At 51.3% G+C, this 21,724-nt stretch carries 22 protein-coding genes; 7 read left to right on the forward strand and 15 right to left on the reverse strand.

The genetic code is table 11. The features are described from left to right. The 5 genes from D6694_02195 to D6694_02215 all read right to left on the reverse strand — a co-directional run. Positions 1-392: GTP-binding protein (locus tag D6694_02195; protein ID RMH47279.1), on the reverse strand; the 392-nt coding region annotated here is incomplete at its 3' end. Between the two features lie 18 nt (positions 393-410). Continuing rightward, entirely contained in the window at positions 411-893 is a 483-nt protein-coding gene (rimI, locus tag D6694_02200; GenBank protein ID RMH47280.1) for a ribosomal-protein-alanine N-acetyltransferase, read from the reverse strand. Further along, entirely contained in the window at positions 886-1,215 is a 330-nt protein-coding gene (locus D6694_02205; protein RMH47281.1) for a hypothetical protein, read from the reverse strand. Before D6694_02205 ends, rimI begins: the two co-directional genes overlap by 8 nt. Further along, positions 1,212-2,360: a 2-isopropylmalate synthase gene (locus tag D6694_02210; protein ID RMH47308.1), complete on the reverse strand. Its 1,149-nt coding sequence runs from the start codon at positions 2,358-2,360 to the stop codon at positions 1,212-1,214. Before D6694_02210 ends, D6694_02205 begins: the two co-directional genes overlap by 4 nt. A 97-nt stretch (positions 2,361-2,457) precedes the next feature. Then, positions 2,458-2,931, reverse strand: a complete 474-nt coding sequence (locus D6694_02215; GenBank protein RMH47282.1) for an Lrp/AsnC family transcriptional regulator — start codon at positions 2,929-2,931, stop codon at positions 2,458-2,460. On the opposite strand from D6694_02215, the gene gapA reads away from it, so the two are divergent. The 7 genes from gapA to D6694_02250 all read left to right on the forward strand — a co-directional run bounded on the left by gapA (position 2,744) and on the right by D6694_02250 (position 10,868). Next, positions 2,744-4,123: an erythrose-4-phosphate dehydrogenase gene (gene gapA / locus D6694_02220; GenBank protein ID RMH47283.1), complete on the forward strand. Its 1,380-nt coding sequence runs from the start codon at positions 2,744-2,746 to the stop codon at positions 4,121-4,123. The genes D6694_02215 and gapA overlap by 188 nt on opposite strands. Continuing rightward, a complete protein-coding gene (locus tag D6694_02225; GenBank protein RMH47284.1) occupies positions 4,116-5,435 on the forward strand; it encodes a TRZ/ATZ family hydrolase in 1,320 nt (439 codons plus the stop codon). The genes gapA and D6694_02225 overlap by 8 nt, the downstream gene beginning before the upstream one ends. Continuing rightward, complete coding sequence (gene ubiG, locus D6694_02230) at positions 5,432-6,151, forward strand: bifunctional 2-polyprenyl-6-hydroxyphenol methylase/3-demethylubiquinol 3-O-methyltransferase UbiG (GenBank protein ID RMH47285.1); 720 nt, start codon at positions 5,432-5,434, stop codon at positions 6,149-6,151. The genes D6694_02225 and ubiG overlap by 4 nt, the downstream gene beginning before the upstream one ends. Beyond that, positions 6,096-6,827: an HAD family hydrolase gene (locus D6694_02235; GenBank protein ID RMH47286.1), complete on the forward strand. Its 732-nt coding sequence runs from the start codon at positions 6,096-6,098 to the stop codon at positions 6,825-6,827. Before ubiG ends, D6694_02235 begins: the two co-directional genes overlap by 56 nt. A 14-nt stretch (positions 6,828-6,841) precedes the next feature. Continuing rightward, a complete protein-coding gene (locus D6694_02240) occupies positions 6,842-7,543 on the forward strand; it encodes a 2OG-Fe(II) oxygenase (GenBank protein RMH47309.1) in 702 nt (233 codons plus the stop codon). Positions 7,544-7,662: 119 nt separating this feature from the next. Beyond that, entirely contained in the window at positions 7,663-8,769 is a 1,107-nt protein-coding gene (locus D6694_02245; GenBank protein ID RMH47287.1) for a hypothetical protein, read from the forward strand. A gap of 59 nt (positions 8,770-8,828) precedes the next feature. After that, positions 8,829-10,868, forward strand: coding sequence for a hypothetical protein (locus tag D6694_02250; GenBank protein RMH47288.1), 2,040 nt, complete (start codon positions 8,829-8,831; stop codon positions 10,866-10,868). A gap of 75 nt (positions 10,869-10,943) precedes the next feature. Here the strand turns inward: D6694_02250 and D6694_02255 are convergent, their stop codons facing one another. The 10 genes from D6694_02255 to D6694_02300 form a co-directional block, all read right to left on the reverse strand. Further along, positions 10,944-12,494 (reverse strand): phosphoenolpyruvate carboxykinase, encoded by a 1,551-nt coding sequence (locus D6694_02255; GenBank protein ID RMH47289.1) that lies wholly within the window; start codon positions 12,492-12,494, stop codon positions 10,944-10,946. A gap of 89 nt (positions 12,495-12,583) precedes the next feature. Beyond that, a complete protein-coding gene (gene der, locus D6694_02260; GenBank protein RMH47310.1) occupies positions 12,584-14,026 on the reverse strand; it encodes a ribosome biogenesis GTPase Der in 1,443 nt (480 codons plus the stop codon). A 41-nt stretch (positions 14,027-14,067) separates the two neighbouring features. Further along, positions 14,068-15,222 (reverse strand): outer membrane protein assembly factor BamB, encoded by a 1,155-nt coding sequence (gene bamB / locus D6694_02265; protein RMH47290.1) that lies wholly within the window; start codon positions 15,220-15,222, stop codon positions 14,068-14,070. Next, complete coding sequence (locus D6694_02270) at positions 15,219-15,869, reverse strand: hypothetical protein (GenBank protein ID RMH47291.1); 651 nt, start codon at positions 15,867-15,869, stop codon at positions 15,219-15,221. The genes bamB and D6694_02270 overlap by 4 nt, the downstream gene beginning before the upstream one ends. Before the next feature lie 28 nt (positions 15,870-15,897). After that, positions 15,898-17,151, reverse strand: a complete 1,254-nt coding sequence (locus D6694_02275; GenBank protein RMH47292.1) for a histidine--tRNA ligase — start codon at positions 17,149-17,151, stop codon at positions 15,898-15,900. A gap of 40 nt (positions 17,152-17,191) precedes the next feature. Beyond that, positions 17,192-18,328, reverse strand: coding sequence for a flavodoxin-dependent (E)-4-hydroxy-3-methylbut-2-enyl-diphosphate synthase (locus tag D6694_02280; protein RMH47293.1), 1,137 nt, complete (start codon positions 18,326-18,328; stop codon positions 17,192-17,194). Positions 18,329-18,331: 3 nt separating this feature from the next. Further along, on the reverse strand, positions 18,332-19,234 hold the full coding sequence (locus tag D6694_02285; GenBank protein RMH47294.1) for a DUF4115 domain-containing protein: 903 nt from the start codon (positions 19,232-19,234) through the stop codon (positions 18,332-18,334). Beyond that, positions 19,231-20,022, reverse strand: a complete 792-nt coding sequence (pilW, locus tag D6694_02290) for a type IV pilus biogenesis/stability protein PilW (GenBank protein ID RMH47295.1) — start codon at positions 20,020-20,022, stop codon at positions 19,231-19,233. Before pilW ends, D6694_02285 begins: the two co-directional genes overlap by 4 nt. Positions 20,023-20,054: 32 nt before the next feature. Next, a complete protein-coding gene (rlmN, locus tag D6694_02295; protein ID RMH47296.1) occupies positions 20,055-21,176 on the reverse strand; it encodes a 23S rRNA (adenine(2503)-C(2))-methyltransferase RlmN in 1,122 nt (373 codons plus the stop codon). Positions 21,177-21,254: 78 nt separating this feature from the next. After that, positions 21,255-21,686, reverse strand: a complete 432-nt coding sequence (locus tag D6694_02300) for a nucleoside-diphosphate kinase (protein ID RMH47297.1) — start codon at positions 21,684-21,686, stop codon at positions 21,255-21,257. Positions 21,687-21,724 lie beyond the last annotated feature (38 nt).

Consider the following 21,724-nt stretch of genomic DNA (forward strand, 5'->3'; position numbering starts at 1 on the left):
CGCATCCGACACACCTCCATCAATTTGATGGTGCGTTCTTCGACCCCTTTTGCCCCATCGATGACCATCAGCGCCGAGTCGACCGCAGTCAGTGTGCGATAGGTATCTTCAGAGAAATCTTCGTGTCCTGGTGTATCGAGTAAGTTGATAATATGGTCCCGGTAGGGAAACTGCATGACCGAAGTGGTGATGGAAATACCCCGCTGCTTTTCCATCTCCATCCAGTCACTCGTGACATGCTTCCCCGATTTTTTTGCTTTTACCGTGCCCGCCACTTGCACGGCGCGACCATGCAAAAGCAACTTCTCGGTGATTGTGGTCTTCCCCGCATCCGGGTGACTGATAATGGCAAAGGTGCGTCGCTTGGCAATTTCCGGCGGCAATTGACTCATGGCTACAAGGATCTCAGCTCAACAAAGGCGCGAATTATAGCCCGCTTCCGACACAAGTGCACAGGTCATCAGAAGTGCAGTTTCGCGCCCGTCGGCGGTGGGGTAATAATTTGGGCGCTGACCAACCACCTCAAAACCAAATTTTCGATACAGATGAATGGCGGCTTGATTGGACGCTCGCACTTCAAGCAAGAGACTGCGCAACTCACATAGCTTTGCCTGCTGGACAAAATGAGACATTAGCAAAGTGCCGTACCCGCGGCCCTGATAGGTGGGTGACACACATAGATTCAACAAGTGGCCTTCATCATGAATGACTTGAAATACATAATAGCCGATCAAGGCATCGTGTAAGAACGCCCCGTAGGCGAAATGACCAGATTGCCGCAGCGTTTGTTCAATCAGTGTTAAAGACCAAGGATGCTGGTGAGCGCTTTGCTCAATCGCCGCCATGCTTGCGGCTTCCTCAACATGCAGTTCACGAATCTTCGCTTCAAACATCAACTAGGTCCTGCCAAAGCGGCCGCCCACCACGACAAAAGCGTTCGACGTCAACCTCTATCTCACGCTGCGGCAAAATAATTCGAACGCTATCCATTTGGTTGCCAGATACGGCTATGGAATAGTCGTGGCCGCCTACCGCCACCACCACGTCTTGCAAAAAGGTTGGCTTTGGCAATTCAACGCCGTCCGGCACCAATAGGGTCACGTCCGCCTCCGGTGAACGCCGAAGCCATTTCACATCGACACCACGTCGGCGCCAGATGGTCAGTCCGAGCCCCTTAAGTGCCCAATGTTGTGTGTCCGTCAATGTCCATGTCATGAGACAAGGCTACGTAAATCGTCGTCGGTGACCTCGTGTTTTTCGTCCGCCATCGCTTTGAATTTTTTGAATGCGGCAAGCAAGGCGTCGTCAGAATCAAATTCAATTCCTAACTCTCGCATACGCGTCCGAAATGCATTTCGGCCGGAATGTTTGCCGAGCACCATCTTGTTATGCGCCCAGCCGACATCCTCAGCCCGCATAATTTCGTAGGTTTCACGATGTTTCAGCACGCCATCTTGGTGAATGCCAGATTCATGCGCAAAAGCATTGGCTCCGACGATTGCCTTATTCGGCTGAACGGGAAATCCTGTAATTTCAGACACCAACCTCGAAGTTGGCACAATATACTGTGTTGCAATACGGGTATCGACTTGGAAAAGATCCTGACGCGTGCGAAGCGCCATCACGATTTCCTCAAGCGAGGCGTTACCGGCACGTTCCCCAATCCCGTTGATCGTACATTCGACTTGACGTGCGCCATTACGAACCGCCGCCAGCGAGTTCGCCACAGCCAAGCCAAGGTCATTATGGCAATGGACTGAGAACACAGCTTTATCCGAATTGGGAATCGTTTCAATGAGGCGCCGAATCGTCTCGCCAAACTGTTCCGGAATCGCATAACCAACGGTGTCAGGAATATTAATCGTCGTGGCGCCTGCCGCAATCACCTGCTCAATGATTCGACACAGAAAGTCAAACTCAGACCGACCAGCATCCTCACAGGAAAACTCGACATCGTCGGTAAACTTTCGCGCAAGCTTGACCGCGTGCACAGCCTGCTCGATGACTTTTTCCGGCGCCATTTGTAACTTGTACTGCATATGAATCGGCGACGTGGCGATAAAGGTATGGATACGCCGCTGTTGTGCCGGTGCCAATGCTTCTGCCGCCACCTCAATGTCCTTATCAAGGGCGCGCGACAAACTACATACTGTCGAGTCTTTAATGTTTTCCGCCACGGCTTTGACCGCGTCAAAATCCCCTGGGCTGGCGATGGCAAATCCGGCTTCAATCACGTCCACACGCATTTTTTCAAGCATCCGGGCCACTTCAACCTTCTCATCTCGATTCATGCTGGCACCGGGAGATTGCTCGCCATCCCTCAACGTCGTATCAAAAACGATTACGCGATCATTGCTCATGGTAGACACCTCATTCATCAACTTCTTATCCGATCTTAACGCCGCTTATCCCAACAAACAAAACAATTGTACCGAGAGCGCCTAGTGGTAAGACCTCTTAATCCCTCGACACGGTAGGTAGCAAGCGGCCAAGACAATGTTCATACACGATGGCCGTTTCAACGTGTTTGACTGCCGCATTCGACGTGAAAACGCGATAGATAAAATCCCGTAGATGCTCGGCATCTCCAACCGCCACATGGACAAAAAAATCGTTTTCCCCGCCCATATGATACAGCGATAACACTTCCCGGTTGAGCAGTACCTCGTCCCGAAATCGACGAAATGCTTCCGCCGTATGATGATTTAATTGAATAGCGACAATGGCTTGCATATTCACGCCGATGGCTTTTAAGTCGATCTGGGCACGAATTGCCCGCAGTACGCCACTTTCTTTCAAGCGTCGAACGCGCTCAAGCGCTGTCGACGGCGCGATACCCACTCGGCTCGCAAGCGCTTTGTTGGAAATCGCCCCTTCCCGGTACATGACTGCCAATATTTGCAGATCGATGGCATCTAATGAACGACGCATACAAACCTCTTTGGTGCAACAAAATATCTTTGGAATTTACCAGCACTTGTGCCGCAAAGCATTGTCATTTTTAAGCCAACCTGCTCACGTTTTCAAAAGGATATGTTATGCTTGCCGCCGTTCGCTCAAATATGTGGAGGCATTGAGCATGCGCGTTGCCATACACGGCATGGGGCGCATCGGTCGCGCACTGGCACGTCAAATTTTGCAATCGGCTGACAATGCATTCGAACTGGTCGCGGTCAATGACCTTGCCGCAGCCACACAAATCGTGCATCTATTGCAATTTGATTCCGTTCATGGCCGTTTTGAAAAAGCCATGACATTGCATGAAGACGGCGAATCACCATGGATCAAATGCGCATCGCATACTATACGCTGTCTGTCCGAAAAAGACGTGCACAATCTACCATGGCGCGATCTCGCCATTGATCTTGTCTTCGACTGCACCGGAGTTTGTCATTCCGCTAATGACGCCTCGCCTCATTTAGCCGCTGGCGCCAAGCGTATCTTGCTGTCGTATCCAACGTATCACGCAACGGATCCAACCATTATTTACGGGTTTAATCACGATACAATCCCCCCTGAAGCGCCCATCGTATCTGCCGCTTCATGCACCTCAAACTGTGTGGTGCCAGTGTTGGACGTATTGCATCGCGAGTTTGGTGTTCAGAGTGCCCACAGTACGACCATCCATGCCGCGATGAATGACCAGTCGGTCACCGACAGTTATGCCAACAATTTGCGACAGGCGCGGGCAGCTTCAGCGTCCTTGATACCGGTTGATACGGCACTGGCACGTGGCGTGATTCGTTTTTTCCCTCACTTACAGGGGAAATACGCCGCGGCTGCGGTCAGAATTCCGACGTTAAATGTCTCCGCCATCGATCTCAAAGTCTTCGTCAGCCGGAAGGTGACACAGACGCGCTTGCTTGAAGTGCTTGCCTCAGCTTGCCAAACACAATATCGAACTATCATCCATATGACCCAGCAGCCGTTGGTGTCTATCGATTTTTTACAGGACACCCATTCAGTTATTGTTGACGCCACGCAAACCCAGATTTTCGACGCAGGGCGACAGCTTCGTTTACTGCTTTGGTTCGATAATGAATGGGCGTATGCATGTCGCATGTTAGATGTCGCCAGGTATTGGAACACCATCACCACAACAATGGAGCAAGGTTATGATTGATGTGGATTTGCTGGTTGATGCCCGCTGGCTTTTGCCTATTCGACCAGAACACCGAGTGTTAGAAAACCATTCTGTGGTGGTCAAAGGCAGTCGAATTCTCGACGTCTTGCCCATCCAAAGGGCGCGGCAAAAGTACCGCGCAAAATCGGAAAAAGCGTTAATGCAGCATGTGGTCATGCCCGGCCTGATCAATATGCACGGACATAGCGCCATGACCTTGCTGCGCGGCTATGCCGATGATCTACCGCTGCCCACCTGGCTGGCAGAACATATCTGGCCAGCGGAACAGAAATATGTCCGAGAAGATTTTGTTGAGGTTGGCACGCGCCTCGCGGTCGCCGAAATGATTCGTTCGGGTACCACCTATATCAACGACATGTATTTCTTTCCGGACATCGCTGCACAAGTCTACAGCGAGTGCGGTTTTCGTGCGACCATAGGCCTTGTAGTGCTGTCATTCCCCACAGCGTGGGCCAAAGATACGGATGAATACCTCCACAAGGGATTACAGTTGGTTGACGAATACAAAAACCACGCTTTTATTAAAACCGCCTTTGCACCGCACGCGCCCTACACAGTGGATGATGCCACCTTTGAAAAAGTCGTAACCTATGCGCAGGAACTGAATCTGCCCATTCATATTCATGTCCATGAAACGGAAACTGAAGTTGGTGATTCCATCTCCCAATACGGCATGAGGCCACTCGAACGCCTTGAACAGTTGGGCGTGCTCGGCCCGACTACGATAGCCGTCCACTTAACGCAAATCGTCGAAGATGATCTGGCCCGGCTGCACAAGCACGGTGTGCATGCCGTGCACTGCCCCGAATCCAACATGAAGCTGGCCAGTGGTGCCTGCCCAGTGACACGCCTTATGGCCCACAATATCAATGTGTGTCTCGGCACCGACGGGGCTGCGTCAAACAATGATCTCGATATGTTTGGCGAAATGCGCTGTGCCGCACTGCTCGCCAAATTGACGGCTGGCCAACCCGATGCCCTGCCTGCCGGTCAGGTGATTGAAATGGCAACCATCAACGCGGCGCGGGCAATCGGTCTGGACAAGGACCTCGGTAGCCTCGAACCTGGCAAGTACGCAGATCTCATTGCCATCAACATGTCTGACATAAGCACCCAACCCATGTACAATCCCATGTCACATGTCGTCTACAGTATGAATCGACAGCAAGTGACGCACGCCTGGATTGGCGGCCACTGCGTGATGAATGAACGACAGCTGACAACGATCGATGAACAACATTTGTGCCATGCCGTGACGCAATGGCAGAAAAAGGTGGGGAGCAATCGATGACTGCCGGAACTGCCAATATTGACAAGCGCGAAATCGAAAAATTTGAGGCCATGGCAGCGCAATGGTGGGACCCTGACGGCCCATGCCGACCACTGCATGAAATCAACCCAGCGCGCAAAGAATTCATCCTAACCCATACCGGCCCTATGCGTGGTCGACGCCTGCTAGACGTTGGATGTGGTGGCGGAATTTTTACAGAGTCGATGGCCCAAACGGGCGCCTTAGTCACTGGCATCGACGCCGCAGAAGAGTCCATTCAGGTCGCACGCCTCCATGCAGCAGAACAAAACCTGTCAATCGACTATGTTCATACGCATGCCGAAGCTTTTGTTGAGCGCCATACGGCAAGTTTTGACGTTGTAACCTGCCTTGAACTGCTAGAACATGTGCCAGATCCGTGTTCACTGATCGCAGCCTGTCAGCAGTTGGTTCGCCCTGGTGGCTGGGTCTTTTTCTCTACTATCAACCGAACCCCAAAAGCCTATGTCAAAGCCATTCTGGGGGCGGAGTATTTATTGAAACTGCTGCCCAAAGGCACCCATGATTACGAAAAATTCATCCGGCCCTATGAATTGGTCAAGGCATGCCATCAGGCGCAACTAGAACCCGTGAGCGCCAAGGGATTGCAATATAATCCCCTGACTCGAAAAGCCTGGCTGGATGACGACATCAGTGTCAATTACTTGTTGGCGGCACGGCGTCCAAACGATGCCTGATCGCGCTATTTTTTTTGATCTCGATGGCACTCTGGTCGATACCGCGCCCGATCTTGCGCAGGCGCTGAACGATTTGTTAGGCCAATATCGCTTGCCGAAACTGCCGCAATCATCGATTCGGCCATATATTTCAAAAGGTGCGCAAGGACTTATCCAATTGGCTTTTGCCAACACACCACATTCTGACGTGCGCTCGCTTAGCGAGCGGTTGGTGGCGCACTATCAGCGCCTTGACCATCGCCGTGCTCGCCTGTTTGCTCCATGGCCTGCACTACTTGAGCAGGCACCAGCCACCGTGTTAGGCATCGTGACCAACAAACCCAGAGCGTTAACGGAACGGCTGCTGTACGTGCTCGAACTTGAAAAATATTTTTCCGTGGTGATTTGCGGGGATGATCACGCCGAACAAAAACCAAACCCGCTTCCACTCCTGAAAGCAGCGGAAAGACTGGGCATTGAACCACAACACTGTCTATACATTGGTGATGCAAAAACGGATATGATCGCCGCACAAGCCGCAGGCATGCGCCCTGTCCTCGCAAGCTGGGGGTATTTTTTACCCAAACAGCCGGAAATAGAACGCTGGCCTTACCAACAGGCCTTATGTGAAGACAAGCGCGCAACAGACTATTGCGTCAATTGGCTCAATGGCCTAGATTGTCTGTCAGTCGAATGACCTTCATTAGAACCATGAGCACAGATTTTATTGCGATCTACCCAAATGTCTTGTCCGCCGAATTGTGCGAACAAATCATCACCAAATTTGAAAAAAGTCCCCACCGACAGCCGGGCGTGACGGGACATGGCATCGATCCAGAAAAAAAACGAAGTCAAGACATTACCATTTCACGGCTTCCAGAATGGCAAGCAGTTCAGGACACGCTGCTGCAACAGACTTATCACTATGTGCGCGATTATGTTCTCCAACATCCATTCCTGCTGGTCGGTGCCCTGTCACCAAAAGTGCTCGACCCGGACACACAAAAACCGGTCTCGCTGACCGTCGACAATTTCGAACGCCTAGGCGAACACTACATCGATCACCTTTTGCCCATGATGTACCGCTTTGGCTATCTCAATGTCCAAAAATACACCAAAAACCATGGTGGTTATCCGCATTGGCATTCCGAAATCTACCCACAGGATCAATCCTGCGAAAGCTTGCACCGCGTTCTGCTATTTATGTATTACTTAAATGACGTGTCAGAAGGCGGAGAAACCGAATTTTTTTATCAAAAAAAGAAAATTCCACCCACACAGGGCACCCTCGTCATCGCTCCTGCCGACTTCACTCATACCCACCGCGGAAACACTCCTGTCTCCAACGACAAATATATCGTGACTTCGTGGATTTTGTTTAACCGCGCTGAGCAAATTTTCGGCCAAAAATAAATTGCGCTCATTACCTAGCGCACTTAAACGCACGATAACCGCGGCGCGTTTTTTTTCATTTCGCCAAATCGTACTACACTTTATCACAACAACGATACTCAAGACTGTGTAGAACGAGCATGCCTAAATTTCTGTCACTTGTCCTATCAATCATTTTTACCGCCATAACCTGGGGAGATGAATTCACAATTGACTGGGTGACAGATATACAAAGCGTGGCCAAAGGTGGCATTGACCGCGGCACAGAATTGCCCTCATTGTTGACGTTAAGTGTCGACTCAGGCGAGAACGAAGCGGCGGGACAATGGTACATCTCTGCCATTGCCACTTTTGGCGGTGACCCAAGTGAACATATCGGCGATTTGCAGGTCACCAGTAATGTCGAAGCCCATAACACCGCACGTATCTATGAGTTATGGTACGCACGCAGTTTTGGCGCCAACCATCTGTTATTTGGCTTACATGATCTCAACAGCGAATTTCAAGTCCTCGACGCTGCTGGGCTTTTTCTAAACAGTTCATTTGGCGTGACGCCGGAATTGTCACAAACTGGCCCATCCATCTACCCGGAGCTCGCGCTAGGGGTTCGTTGGAAGCGGGAGATTGATGCCCATCATCACATTTTGACCGCCGTCTATGATGGAGTGGTCGGCCAACCGGGGCATCCCAATGGCAACCACATCCACCTCGGTGGCAAGGACGGCCTACTGGCAATCAGTGAATGGCAATACCACCCGCAAGGTGACGTCGACGAGTCGACCGGAAAAATCGCACTCGGTCTCTGGCGCCGTACCACCAATTGGGAAGATATTCAGGGCCGGACACAGACAAGCGCCAGTGGGCTCTACGCTTTGGCCGAAGGCCGCTTCGTGGTGCCAGGCACCGGTAGGCCAATGGATGCCTTTATACAAATTGGTCGGCGCTTCGAACACAGTGATATGCTTGAGGGCTATTTCGGGGCTGGCCTCAACCTGCATAATCCGTTCAACTTATCACAAGCCAATATTTTGGGAGTCGCTATTGCCCACGCACGCACAAGCCGTGCCTACCGCGAATCAAACACCGACTTAGCCTCTGGTGAAACGACGCTTGAGCTGACCTGGGTGTTTGAGGTCACTGACTGGCTGCAATTACAACCGGATATCCAATGGATTCGCTACCCTTCCGCCAATCGCGCCATAGACAATGCCTTGGCGGTGGGGCTACGTATTGCTTTGAGCTACTAAAGATTCGCACGTAATGCGCGATAAACACGATAACACGGTTAGAACACGGAGATTTGCCCATGAAAGCCTTCTTATCGCGACTGCCGCTTATCCGCACCATTAAATGGGCTGGCCTGTTTTATCTGGTAATGGCCATTGTGTCCGAAGGTTTCGTGACCTACATCGACTCACTCGAAAACAAAACCGACCATAGGCTTGAGATTTTAACCAAAATTAACTTATTGTCTAAAGAGCTGAAATACGAAACGACCCAAGTGCAGCAATTTCTGACCGATGCTGCCTTGACCGGCAATCAAGACGCCATTGACGAAGCTCAAGCACACGCCGACATCGCCAACACTATTCTGAACAAGTACAAGCAGGCCAAGGTGGTGCCCAATACCCTAATGGATGAATTGACAACTGCGCTGATAATGCAAAAGAAAGTTGGTTTGAAAATGCAGGGGGCCTATGGCGTCAGCCGCGCGCAAGGCAATGAAGTGATGGCTGAATTTGACGAAGTCTCTGACCAAATTGTCGATTTGGTCAACAAGATTTCGGATACAATCACGCAACAATACAACACAGTGGCGCAACAAGCGGTGACATATGAACAATTGACAGAAAAAATAAAAAACACGACATTGATGCTCGCCATGGTCACGGCGCTCCTCATTTTCTGGCTGGTCTACATGAAACTTCGTGATGGACTCGTGCCCATGCTCCGTGCCATTGAAGATTTGAAAAAAGGCAATCGCGATCTGAGAAAACGCCTCAAAATTGAAGGCAAAGGGCTAATCAACAAAACCGCACAGGAACTCAATCAGTTTTTACAACAAATCGATGAACTGGTCGGCACCGTAATTAACGCCGCCCTTCGCTTGCATTCTGAGATGACACGGGTCGTAAAACTTTCATCGGAAAATGAAGCCGCGATGCAAACGGTGCAAGATCATACCGACCAGGTGGCAACGGCCATCTATGAAATGGCAGCCACCGTCAAAGAAGTGGCCAAACATTCCGAAGCAGCCCGTATCAGTGCCGAAGCAGCTGCAGATGCCGCCAATCAAGGCCGCATTGTGGTCGACAATAGTGTGCATATTATCGAAGGCGTAGCGCAACAAATTCAAAGTGCCACGGACGAAATCAATCAGCTTGCTGAGGACAGCGCGCAAATTGGCGAAATTTTGAATGTTATTCGTGGCATTTCCGATCAGACCAACTTATTGGCCCTCAATGCAGCCATTGAAGCCGCCCGTGCCGGAGAAGCGGGACGTGGATTTGCCGTGGTGGCCGACGAAGTGCGCACCTTGGCATCTCGTACGCAAGAATCGACTGAAGAGATTCAGCAGGTAATCGAAAAACTACAAAAACGCATCAGCCAAGCCGTGGCCACCATGCAGCGCACGACAGAAGAAAGCAATCAAGTGATCGCTGAGTCCGAGAATACCCGAAAAGCGCTTGGAAATATCGAACAGGCCATTCACAAAATGACTGAGATGAATTTCCAAATCGCTACGGCAGCGGAAGAACAGGCCACAGTCGCCGAAGAGATCAACCGAAATGTCAGCAATTTGGCCTCGCTCGCGACCAAAACGCTCGAGAACTCGACAGCCAGCAAAGTGGCCACAAATGCGGCGCGTTCCCATGCCACAGAAGTCCACTCGTTAATGACGCTGTTTAAGTCTAGTTATGTGAAGGATAATCTGGATCCTACAGAAATTTCGACCTGGCACGACGGCTTTCTTGTCAACGTGCAAAAAATCGACTCGCAACACAAAGGCCTGTTTGATGCTATGAATGCCCTTTTCAAGGAGCTGCACGGCGATCGAAAGCACCTGGACACTCAAGTTCACCGCTTTGTTCAACTTGCGAGACAACATTTGCATGACGAAGAGATTCTTATGGAAAAAGCGGGCTACCGTGACACCGAAGCTCATAAACAGATTCATCGGAAATTACTTGCCGATTTGGACGAATTAGTGTCTAGGTATGAGCGGGACCCAAACGACGAGAATCTCGTCAAGATCATTTTCTTCCTCAAGGAATGGCTCATTCAACATATCTATCAAGTGGATAAACAATATGCCGACGCCATGCATGCCGCCGGCATCCATTGATGGGGGCTAGCGGCAACAAAAAGGGCGATCATGTCATCGCCCTTTTTGTTTTGTCTCAGCTGGCAGCTCAATAACTTACGGCTGAGGTCCCGCCTGAACAATGCGCTCATCAACAGTGAATTTAGCAAAATTCTCGGCAAACATTCGAGCCAATTCTCGTGCTTTGGCCCAATAAGCCTCCTCATCCTGCCATGTTTTCACCGGAACCAACAACCGACTGTCTACTCCAGGCACGGTAACCGGTACGTCAAGGTTGAGCACCGGGATATGCTCGGTTGGCACATCGCGCAAGGCGCCGGTTTGAATGGCCTTGATGACTGCACGCGTCGTCGGAATGCTAAAGCGCGCCCCACCTTCGCCATAGGCTCCGCCACTCCAACCGGTATTGACCAAATACACATCGGCGTCGGCCTCTTCTATTCGCTTCATCAACAGATCGGCGTACACCCGCGCAGGTCGTGGGAAAAATGGCGCCCCGAAACAGGTTGAGAATGTGGTCTTGATACCGCTCCCGGATCCCATTTCTGTCGAACCCACCAAGGCAGTGTAACCAGACAGGAAATGATAGGCGGCGGCCTCTTTGGACAACTTGGCCACCGGCGGCAAAACACCAAACAAATCACACGTGAGGAAAATTACAGCATTCGGTTCTCCCGCTCGATTTTCCGGCACGCGCTTTTCAATGAAATCACGCGGATACGCCGCGCGCGTATTTTGCGTCAATGAGGCATCCGAATAATCCGGTGTATTGTTTTCGCCGGTCAACACCACATTTTCCAAAATCGTACCGCGCTGGATGGCATTCCAAATCACCGGCTCGTTCTTTTCACTCAAATCAATGCACTTGGCATAGCAGCCGCCTTCGATATTAAATACGGTGCCGACGCCCCAACCATGCTCATCATCACCAATGAGATAACGTTCCGGATCGGCTGACAAGGTAGTTTTGCCCGTGCCCGACAAGCCAAAGAACAAACTCACATCCCCTTGCTCACCCACATTCGCGGCACAATGCATGGGCAGTACATCCTCTTCCGGCAACAAGAAATTTTGTACCGAAAACATGGCCTTTTTCATTTCACCGGCATAACGCATGCCGGCAATCAAAACTTTACGCTGTTTGAAATTAATGATGACGCAACCATCCGAATTGGTACCGTCACGCTCTGGCACACACTCAAACGCCGCGTTATTCAGCACCGTCCATTCGGCTTTGGCGTCCGGATTAAATACATTGGGGCGAACGAACAGATTCTTGGCAAAGAGCGCTTGCCATGCCGTTTGCGTTTTCACACGCACGGGCAAATAGTATTTTGGGTCATCGCCAACGTGCAGCTCGTTTTCAAAGTAGCCATCCTGTTCCGCTAGATGGGCTTCAACGCGCTGCCAGAGAGCGTCAAACTTTTCTTCTGGGAATGGACGATTCACCGCGCCCCATTCTATCGCCTCGCGCGTCGTTTCTTCCTCAACAATGTAACGATCCGCCGGCGACCGTCCAGTCCGTTTTCCAGTTGTGACCACCAGCGCGCCGTTGTCAGCTAAGACGCCCTCACCACGCTCGAGCGCCAGTTGAATGAGTTCATCCGATGCCAAGTTACGAAATACTTGAGTTTGTGAAATAGCCATAACAAAAATACCTTAATGCTTGCTGAGAAAATCGGGGTCGCTGGAATGGCGAGTTTATACACCTTTTGCGCGAAAAACGCAAAAATGACTTAGGAACGTTTGCGTTTTCTTTCACGTTTTTTCACGTGTTTGATCAACCGCCGGCGTTTTTTCAATTGACGTTCGGTCAACGCATTGCGACGGCCCGCAAAGGGATTCTCGTGTGACTTGAACTCGAACCGTATTGGCGTCCCCACCAAGCCAAGTTTGGCCCGGTAAAAGTTTGAAAGATAACGCTGATAGGATAACGGCAACTCATTGGTCAAATTACCGTGCACCACAATCAGTGGTGGGTTGTGGCCTCCCGGGTGCGCCATACGTAACTTAATGCGATGGCCGCGCACCATCGGCGGCGCGTGTTTGAATTGCGCTTCCTGTAACCATTCTGTTAAGGTGCGTGTTGTCATTTTCACAAAAGCGGAGCGATAAGCTGCCTCGACCGCATCGAACAGCAGTCCAACGCCAGTCCCATGTAACGCAGAAATTGTTTTGACTTCGGCGTAACTGACAAATTGCAGTCGTAAGTCAATGGTGTCCTTGACTGCCCGCTTTTGATCCTCGTCCAGACCATCCCACTTATTGACGGCAATCACCAGACTGCAGCCGGCATTGACCACATGGCCAAGCAAATGCAAATCTTGCTCGGTCACACCCTCACGTGCATCCATAACAAAAATCACGACATGAGCATCTTCAACAGCTTGCAACGTTTTGATGACCGAGAATTTCTCAACACTTTGTTTCACGCGCGCACGGCGGCGGACGCCCGCTGTGTCAATCAACGTGTAGTGCTGCCCTCGCCGGGACATATCAATATAGATACTGTCTCGCGTCGTCCCAGGATGGTCATAAACCACCACGCGCTCTTCACCGAGCATACGGTTCACCAATGTCGATTTGCCCACATTCGGGCGGCCGACAATCGCAACCCGAATTTTTTCCACACTCGACGCATCTGAATTTGTCGTATCTTCCGCTGTGTCCTCCGAAGCGTTTGTGACGCAATCAGGCAAAAGGGCAAAGAGCGCTTTCATCAAAGCACGAATGCCTCGCTTATGCGCCGCCGCAATCGGGTACACCTCGCCCAACCCAAGTGAATAAAACTCGGCAAGCGCCACATCAGGGTTCAATCCATCAATCTTGTTGGCGGCCAAAACAGTGGGTTTGCCCAGATTTCGCAAATTGTCAATGACAAAATTGTCCGCCGCAGACAGTCCTGTTCTAGCATCTACAAGCATGACGACAACATCGGCCTCCTCGGCCGCTTTCAAGGACTGCTGTGCCATTTTTTGATCGAGGCCGACTTCTTCGCCTGTAATTCCACCAGTATCAACGAGAATAAAGCGACGTCCCAGATATTCTGCCGTCCCATACTGTCTATCTCGCGTCAACCCAGGCAAATTGGCCACGATGGCATCACGGCTACGCGTCAGTTGATTGAACAAGGTTGACTTGCCCACGTTGGGGCGGCCCACCAACGCGATGACCGGCATCCGCCGGTCATCCCTCACGTTCAGTTTATCGTCATCCGCGATCATTTATACGTCGGCTCCGGTCCTTCAAAAACCACCACATCACCATCACGTGTTTGAGCGATCAAGTACCGACCTGATACAGTCAGTGGCCCGGCCAAACCATCAGAATCTGTCTGGTATTGCAGGACAAAATGGCCATCAGAGACATCCATCCAATGCAAATAACCTTCATAGTCGCCCACCACCACATAGTCACCGACGACCACTGGCGCGGTGAGCTGACGATACGTCAGGGCTGGCTGGTTCCATAAGGTACTGCCGCTGTTGCGATCAAGCGCTCGAATCACATCTTCGGACGTCACAACAAAAAGACGCCGCCCGTCTGTTGCCAAATCTTGATAGGCTGACATTTCCCGTTGCCAAATCGGCCGACCACTGCGCAGATCCAACGCCGCCAAGTTGCCATTGTAGCTCACAGCGTACACCACCTCACCGACAAGAAGCGGCTTGGTATCCATGTCAACAATCCGTTCAAGCTCCGAACGTCCAACCGCTTTGGCAACCTGATGCTCCCAAATCAAACGACCATCTTTGAGCAGAAACAAACTAATTTTGCCGGTATCAAATCCGCAGATCACTGCCCCATGGGCAATCACGGGCCGGCTGGTGCCTCGCAACGTAAGCACTGGAACCGTCTTATCGTAAAACCAGAGACGCTTGCCAGTTTTGCTGTCTAAAGCAAACAATTTACCATCATTCGTACGAACAACGACTGCGCCCTCACCGATGGCAGCCGGGACGATGACTTCGCTAGAAACCAAATTGCGCCACACCACCTTTCCGTTTTGCGCATCTAGGGCGATGACGTCGCCATCGTTACCACTCACCACCACCAAGTCATCACCGGCCGCCACGCCAGAACGAATGGGCTGTCCAAGATCAACAGACCAAACTTCCTTGCCTTCTGTGAGGGAAAAAGCGGCGACAGTGCCATTGCTGCCCGCAACAAACACCTTCCCATTTTCCACCGCAGGGCTCATTCGACTGGCAATGCTTTCGTTCACCGCATCGGTCGCACGCCGCCACAAAGGCTTAATGTCAAGTTCCGTACGAATCTCCGGTACCGGAGACGGCGTAATTTCATCGTCATCGGAACCGGAACAGGCAACAAGCCCAAGTGCAGCTACGGCGAGACTCAAAACGCGCCAGTTCATTCTTGCTCCTTGACAACTTCAGTAGCAGGTTTGGTATCCGCCAACTTATATCGAAGCGCCGTTGGCACCAGCCCTTGAATCGCATCCACAGCCTTTTGATATTCAACATGCGCTTTTTCGCTATCGCCTTGCGCCAGATAGATATCGCCGCGAATTTCAGAAAAAAGCGGGGCAAAATCACCCTCTTCCTTGACCTGAAGTGTCTGTAGTGCCGCATCAAACGATTGACGTGCCATTTGTACTCGAGCCAATCGAGCTCGCGCAATGTGCTCAATCAATGGGTGTGCTGGCTTGGCCACCACGCGGCTGAGCAAGCCTTCGGCCACTTGCAAGTCGTTATCTTCTACCGCCTTCTTGGCACTAGCTAAGGCCAGCAAATTTTCATAGGCAATGTGTTTCGATTTTTCAGAAAATGTGTCTACGATTTCAGGCAGTTTGTCAGCTGGCACATAGCTTAGCTGCGCGATCGCCGCATCAAAGTTCACCGATGCCTGAACCTTGTGTTCAACCTGTTTCGCGCGATACCACTTCACCCCAAAAATCACCGCAATGCCCAATACGATACCCAAGGCAATAGAAGGCCCGTTGCGTTTCAGCCAATTCTTTACGGCTTCAACTTGTTGTTCTTCTGTGACGTAGACTTCCACTTTTCAAATCCTCATTGATTGTTGTGAATTAACCACATGGAATGCTTTTCAAAATCTCCGGCAAAGCCTCATAGGCAAAGGTTTGCTGCGGCCGAGTCCCATCCATAAACTTGACACTGACACAGCCAGATCGCCACTCGTCCTCACCCACAATGAGCGCAACACGTGCGCCCAGCTTGTCAGCACGCTTCATTTGCCGCTTGAAGCCACCACCACCGCAATGCAGCCGCAACCGAAGCTCTGGACACAAGTTGCGGATTTTCTCGGCTATGACCAGTTTGTGGGCTTCGGGTTCCGCTCCGGCCACAATCAAATACGCATCGACCGGTGTTAAATAATGCTCATCCACCAACGACAGCGCTTCAAGCAACAAAACCACGCGCTCCATACCCAGGCCGAAACCAACGGCCGGCACCGATTTCCCCCCGAGCATGTGCACCAGTCCATCGTAGCGACCGCCGCCACACACTGTGCCCTGTGCACCAAGTGAATCCGTCATCCATTCAAATACAGTACGATTGTAATAATCTAACCCGCGCACGAGACGCGGATTGACGACAAACTCGATCCCGGCGTCATTCAATATAGACTGTAGTTCAGCAAAGTGGCGTGCCGATTCCGTATCCAATGCGTCTAGGATGCTCGGTGCCCCAGCAATGACTTCCTGCATTTCTGGCACCTTACTGTCAAGTATGCGCAGCGGATTCGTCTCTAAACGACGTCGACTATCCTCATCCAACGCCTGATAGTGAGCGCGGAAATAATCGACCAGTTGCTCACGATATTTCTGGCGTGCCTCGTTGGCGCCCAGGGAGTTCAGATGGAGCGTGACATGGTCTTGCAAGCCCAAGTTTTGCCACAAACGTGCCGTCATCAGGATGACTTCGGCATCAATATCTGGGCCTTCTAAGCCAAACGCTTCGACGCCAAACTGATGAAATTGACGATACCGTCCTTTTTGTGGCCTTTCGTAACGAAAGACAGGCCCCATATACCACAAACGCTGCTCTTGGTTGTGAAGCAACCCATGTTCTATCGCAGCACGCACGGTACCAGCAGTGCCTTCTGGCCGCATGGTCAAACTATCACCATTGCGGTCATTGAAGGTATACATTTCCTTTTCAACGATGTCGGTTGCTTCACCAATGCCTCGGAGGAAGAGTTCTGTCCTTTCCAGGATAGGTGTGCGAATTTCCACATAGCCATAAGCATCAGCCACTGCCCTCAGCTGTGCTTCAAGGTAACGCCAAGCACCACTTTCGCTTGGCAAAATATCGTTCATTCCGCGAATGCCGTTAATCACAATCGTCCCCAAAATTGAATTATTCAGCGGTTGGCGTTGGTTTTACGTCGATGTCGATGGCTTGTGCTCGCAATGATTTAAGACGTGCCACTTGCTCACGAATCCTCTGTTCCAGAACATCCACAAGCGTTGCGTTGTCCACGCGCTCAGCCAGCTCACCATCCACATAAAGCAAACTGCGCTTTCGTCCGCCAGTCAGCCCCAACGTCACCTCCTTGGCTTCACCAGGGCCATTGACCACACAACCGATGACCGCCACATCAATTGGCTCAAGGATATCTTCTAGACGCGATTCCAGTGCGTTGACCGTGCCGATGACATCAAACTCTTGACGTGAGCAGCTCGGGCACGCGATCAAATTTATCCCGCGACTTCGCAATCCCAACGCTTTGAGTATATCGAAACCAACCTTCACTTCATGCGCAGGATCCGTGGCCAAAGAAACGCGCAGCGTATCGCCAATGCCCTCCGACAGTAGCATGCCGAGACCAATGGCCGATTTCACCGCGCCAGCGCGCGGCCCACCCGCCTCCGTGATGCCCAAATGTAACGGTTTATCGGTTTCTTTCGCAAGCAGGCGATACGCCTCAACCGTCATCCAGACATCCGATGCCTTAAGACTGACCTTGTATTCATGAAAGTTGAGCGCTTCGAGAATCTCCATATGTCGAAATGCCGATTCCACCAGTGCTCCAGGCGTTGGTTCTCCGTATTTTTCCTGGAGATCTTTCTCGAGGCTTCCTGCATTGACCCCGATTCGAATGGGAATCTGGCGCGCTCGAGCGGCGTCGACCACGGCTCTGACCCGTTGTGTGTCGCCAATGTTGCCAGGATTGATGCGCAGACAATCAGCACCGAGTTCGGCCACTCGCAGCGCGATTCGATAATTGAAATGAATGTCTGCCACCAGTGGCACATCCACGCGCTTACGAATCTCACCAAATGCCTCTGCCGCCTCCATCGTCGGCACAGAAACCCGCACGATATCCGCGCCAGCACGCACGATTTTTTCGATCTGCGCGACCGTCGCTTCGACGTCACACGTCTCGGTATTCGTCATGCTCTGTACGGAAATCGGCGCATCTCCCCCCACGGCGACGCGACCTACAAATATTTGCCTTGACTTACGACGAGGCGCCCACGCTGCTTTCTTCATAAGCTACTTGGCTGGAATTGTGATTTCTGTTCGACGGCCTGGTTGCGTGCCCGTCAAATCCACAGGCGCATCATTGTACCTGATTTTCACGACACTTGCGTTGCCGAGTATCACGCGAAATGGGGCCATGCCGGTGACTGTCATCTGATAACCCGGTTTTTTATTGCCAATCGCCAAACGCTCGCCAGTGGCGTCATAGACCTCAACCCAACAATAGCCAGAAAAATCGAAAGTCAGCGCCCCCTCGGCCATTTTGGGCGGTTCAGTCGCTGCCTCAACCATTGTTTTTGCCGACGGTCCCTCTGTTTCACTGACCAATGTTTCCACAGAAGAAGATTCATCGGAATCATCAGTAGTCTGTTCGACTGAGTCCAGAGATGCGTCGTTCTCTTCGGGCAAGGACAGCGACAACGCCCCCCGACCTGCATCGTTTTTCGGCGGCACACTGGCGGGCGCGACAGGCAAAGAAGGGGTTGATCTCTGCCAAACGTAAACAGCTGACGCCACCATAACGATTAGTAAGCTTCCAATCACCCACTTAAAATAAACACCCCAACGAACTTTTCGCCTTCGAGATCCCGGCACCAAGTCTTCCGGCATGTCGCGCACCGTTGGTGTCACCTCACCTAGGACGTCATCAAGTGCGGCCAACAGTTCATCGGGCGACACCTCAAGCAGGTTGGCGTAATTGCGAATATAGCCCCTGTAAAAGGCGACAGAACGAGGCACATGAAAACTTTGCTCTTCGATCGCCACGATAATTTCTTCTGTCAGGAAAAGCTTTTCGGCCACCTGTTGACGCGTCCATCCTTTGGCTTCCCTCGCCAACTTTAGCTTTTCACCGACAGGTGCAGTTTGTTCCACATCCTCATCGACGGGAATTTCGGTGTTATCTTCGGCACTCATTTTTGCCTCCACTGACGATAAGCTTTAGCTTCAGGAGAGTTCGGAAATAATCCCGTCAACTTCAGCGCATAGCTGGCCATCGCATCCTTGTCGCCTAATCTTTCTTCGATTTGAACACCCAGCCACAGTGCCTCCGCCGATACAGGCGCCACTTTCAAATGTTCCTTCAGAAGCGAGCGAGCCTCAATCAAACGATTCTGTTCAAAGCGAAATTTTGCCAAGCCGAGCAGCGCAGTCGGCGACTCAGGGTTGTGGTTCAAGGCTTTTTCGAAGTATTCTTCCGCGACTTCCTTGTTGCCCGCGCGCAACGCGCACACGCCAGCATTTTCATAAGTTTGGGCAATGTTTGCGTAGCCCGGTGCCTCTATCGCCTTAAGAAAATATCGCTCTGCAGCCGCATACCGCTCTGCGGCGCACAAAAAAGTACCGTACAGGTTAAGAATACCACCATCGTTCGGGGCCAATGACAATGCTTCGCGAAAATGTTGTTCTGCTTTATCAAACTCCCTGACCACCTGAAAGTAATAACCCATGGCTGCCTGATTTTCAGCGCTATCCGGTTCATATCGTAGGGCTTTTTCCAAATTAATCTTAGCGCGCTGGTAATTGCCGAGTTCAAGGTATTTCAAGCCAAGTGTACGTCGCTTCTCGGCCGCTTCTTTCAAATTTGGGCCTGTATCGGGCAAGCCACGATTAGGACCAGTCGACAGTGTACTTTGGGTTTGACAACCAGCGAGCATCCAGCTCGCCACCGATAAAATCAGCACCGTTGTAATTATTTTTTTCATGATGCAATTCCCCTCGCCTGTGCTGTTCACAATTACCGTTGACTGATTTGCACATTAACCAGTTGTTCTTGTTTTCGCAACTGCCGTTGTAAGCGTCGTGTCCGGTCATTGACTTTACCAACCAATTGGCCACAGGCGGCATCAATATCATCACCTCGTGTCTTGCGTACGGTGACCGTAAAACCATATTGCCCGAGAATTTCTCCAAATCGATGAATTCGATTGCCACTCGAACACTGGTAATTCGTATTGGGAAATGGGTTGAACGGGATTAAATTAATTTTGCTTGGAACATCGGCAAGCAACGCGGCCAGCTCATGGGCGCAATCATCACTGTCATTGATGCCGGCGAGCATCACGTACTCAATAGTGACACGCTTCGATGCCACGGAGCGTTCCAAATAATATTTGATTGCGTTTTTGAGCTCAGCAATAGGATAACGCCGATTGATCGGCATGATTTGATTTCGAATGGCGTCATTTGGCGCATGCAAAGAAACGGCTAACGCCACGTCGGTCACCTCAATCAATCGATACATGGCCGGAACCACACCCGAAGTGCTCAAAGTCACCCGTCGCTTGGACAAGCCATAGGCGTTGTCTTCCATCATGAGATTCATGGCTTTGACGACATTGTCAAAGTTCAACAATGGCTCGCCCATGCCCATCATCACGACATTGGTGACCTTTCGTTCGCCGGTTGTGACCTGATTGCCAAGCACACGGTTGGCATGCCACAACTGTCCAATGATTTCCGCCAGCGACAAATCACGATTAAAACCTTGCTTTGCCGTTGAACAAAATTGGCAATCCAGCACGCAACCCACCTGAGAAGAGACACACAAGGTGCCGCGGTTGGTCTCAGGAATAAAGACAGTCTCGACTGCTTGTCCGCCATCCACGCGCAGCGCCCATTTAATGGTGCCATCGGCAGAGCGCTGTTCGGAAATCACTTCCGGCCCACGAATTTCCGCGATTTCTTTCAATTTTTGCCGGAGTGCCTTCGATAAGTTAGTCATGGCATCAAAGTCATCAACACCATGTTGATGAATCCATTTCGTTACCTGAACCGCCCGAAAAGGCTTTTCACCAAGCTCGGCGAAAAAACCAACCATTTCGTCGGGGGTCAGGTTAAGCAGATTGGTCTTGGCCATGATCGAATGCCTCCGTGTTAAGACACAAAAGGGCCAAGCCCGCAAAAGGCCTGACCCTGACTGAATTCCAGCCGCGGATTAACGCGTACGCGGGCAAATTTCCTCGTCTTTGAAGAAATAAGCAATTTCGCGCTCTGCTGACTCACGGCTATCGGAACCATGCACCGCATTTTCGTCAATATCACTTGCATAGTCTGCGCGAATGGTACCGGCCAGCGCCTCTTTCGGATTCGTGGCGCCCATGATTTCGCGATTACGGCGAATCGCATCCTCACCTTCCAACACCTGCACCATAATCGGGCCAGACGTCATAAATTCGACCAGCGCACCAAAAAATGGGCGCTCACGGTGTTCTGCATAAAAGCCTTCAGCCTGCTCACGTGTCAGGTGTAGCATTTTAGCAGCGACAATGCGAAGCCCAGCGCGCTCAAAGCGCGTATAGATTTCACCAATAACATTCTTGGCTACCGCGTCCGGTTTGATAATCGACAAAGTACGTTCTACGGCCATGTTCGGTTTCTCCATATCAGTTGAGTTTACGTGCCCCT

The organism is Gammaproteobacteria bacterium, from assembly GCA_003696665.1.
Lineage (GTDB): Bacteria > Pseudomonadota > Gammaproteobacteria > Enterobacterales.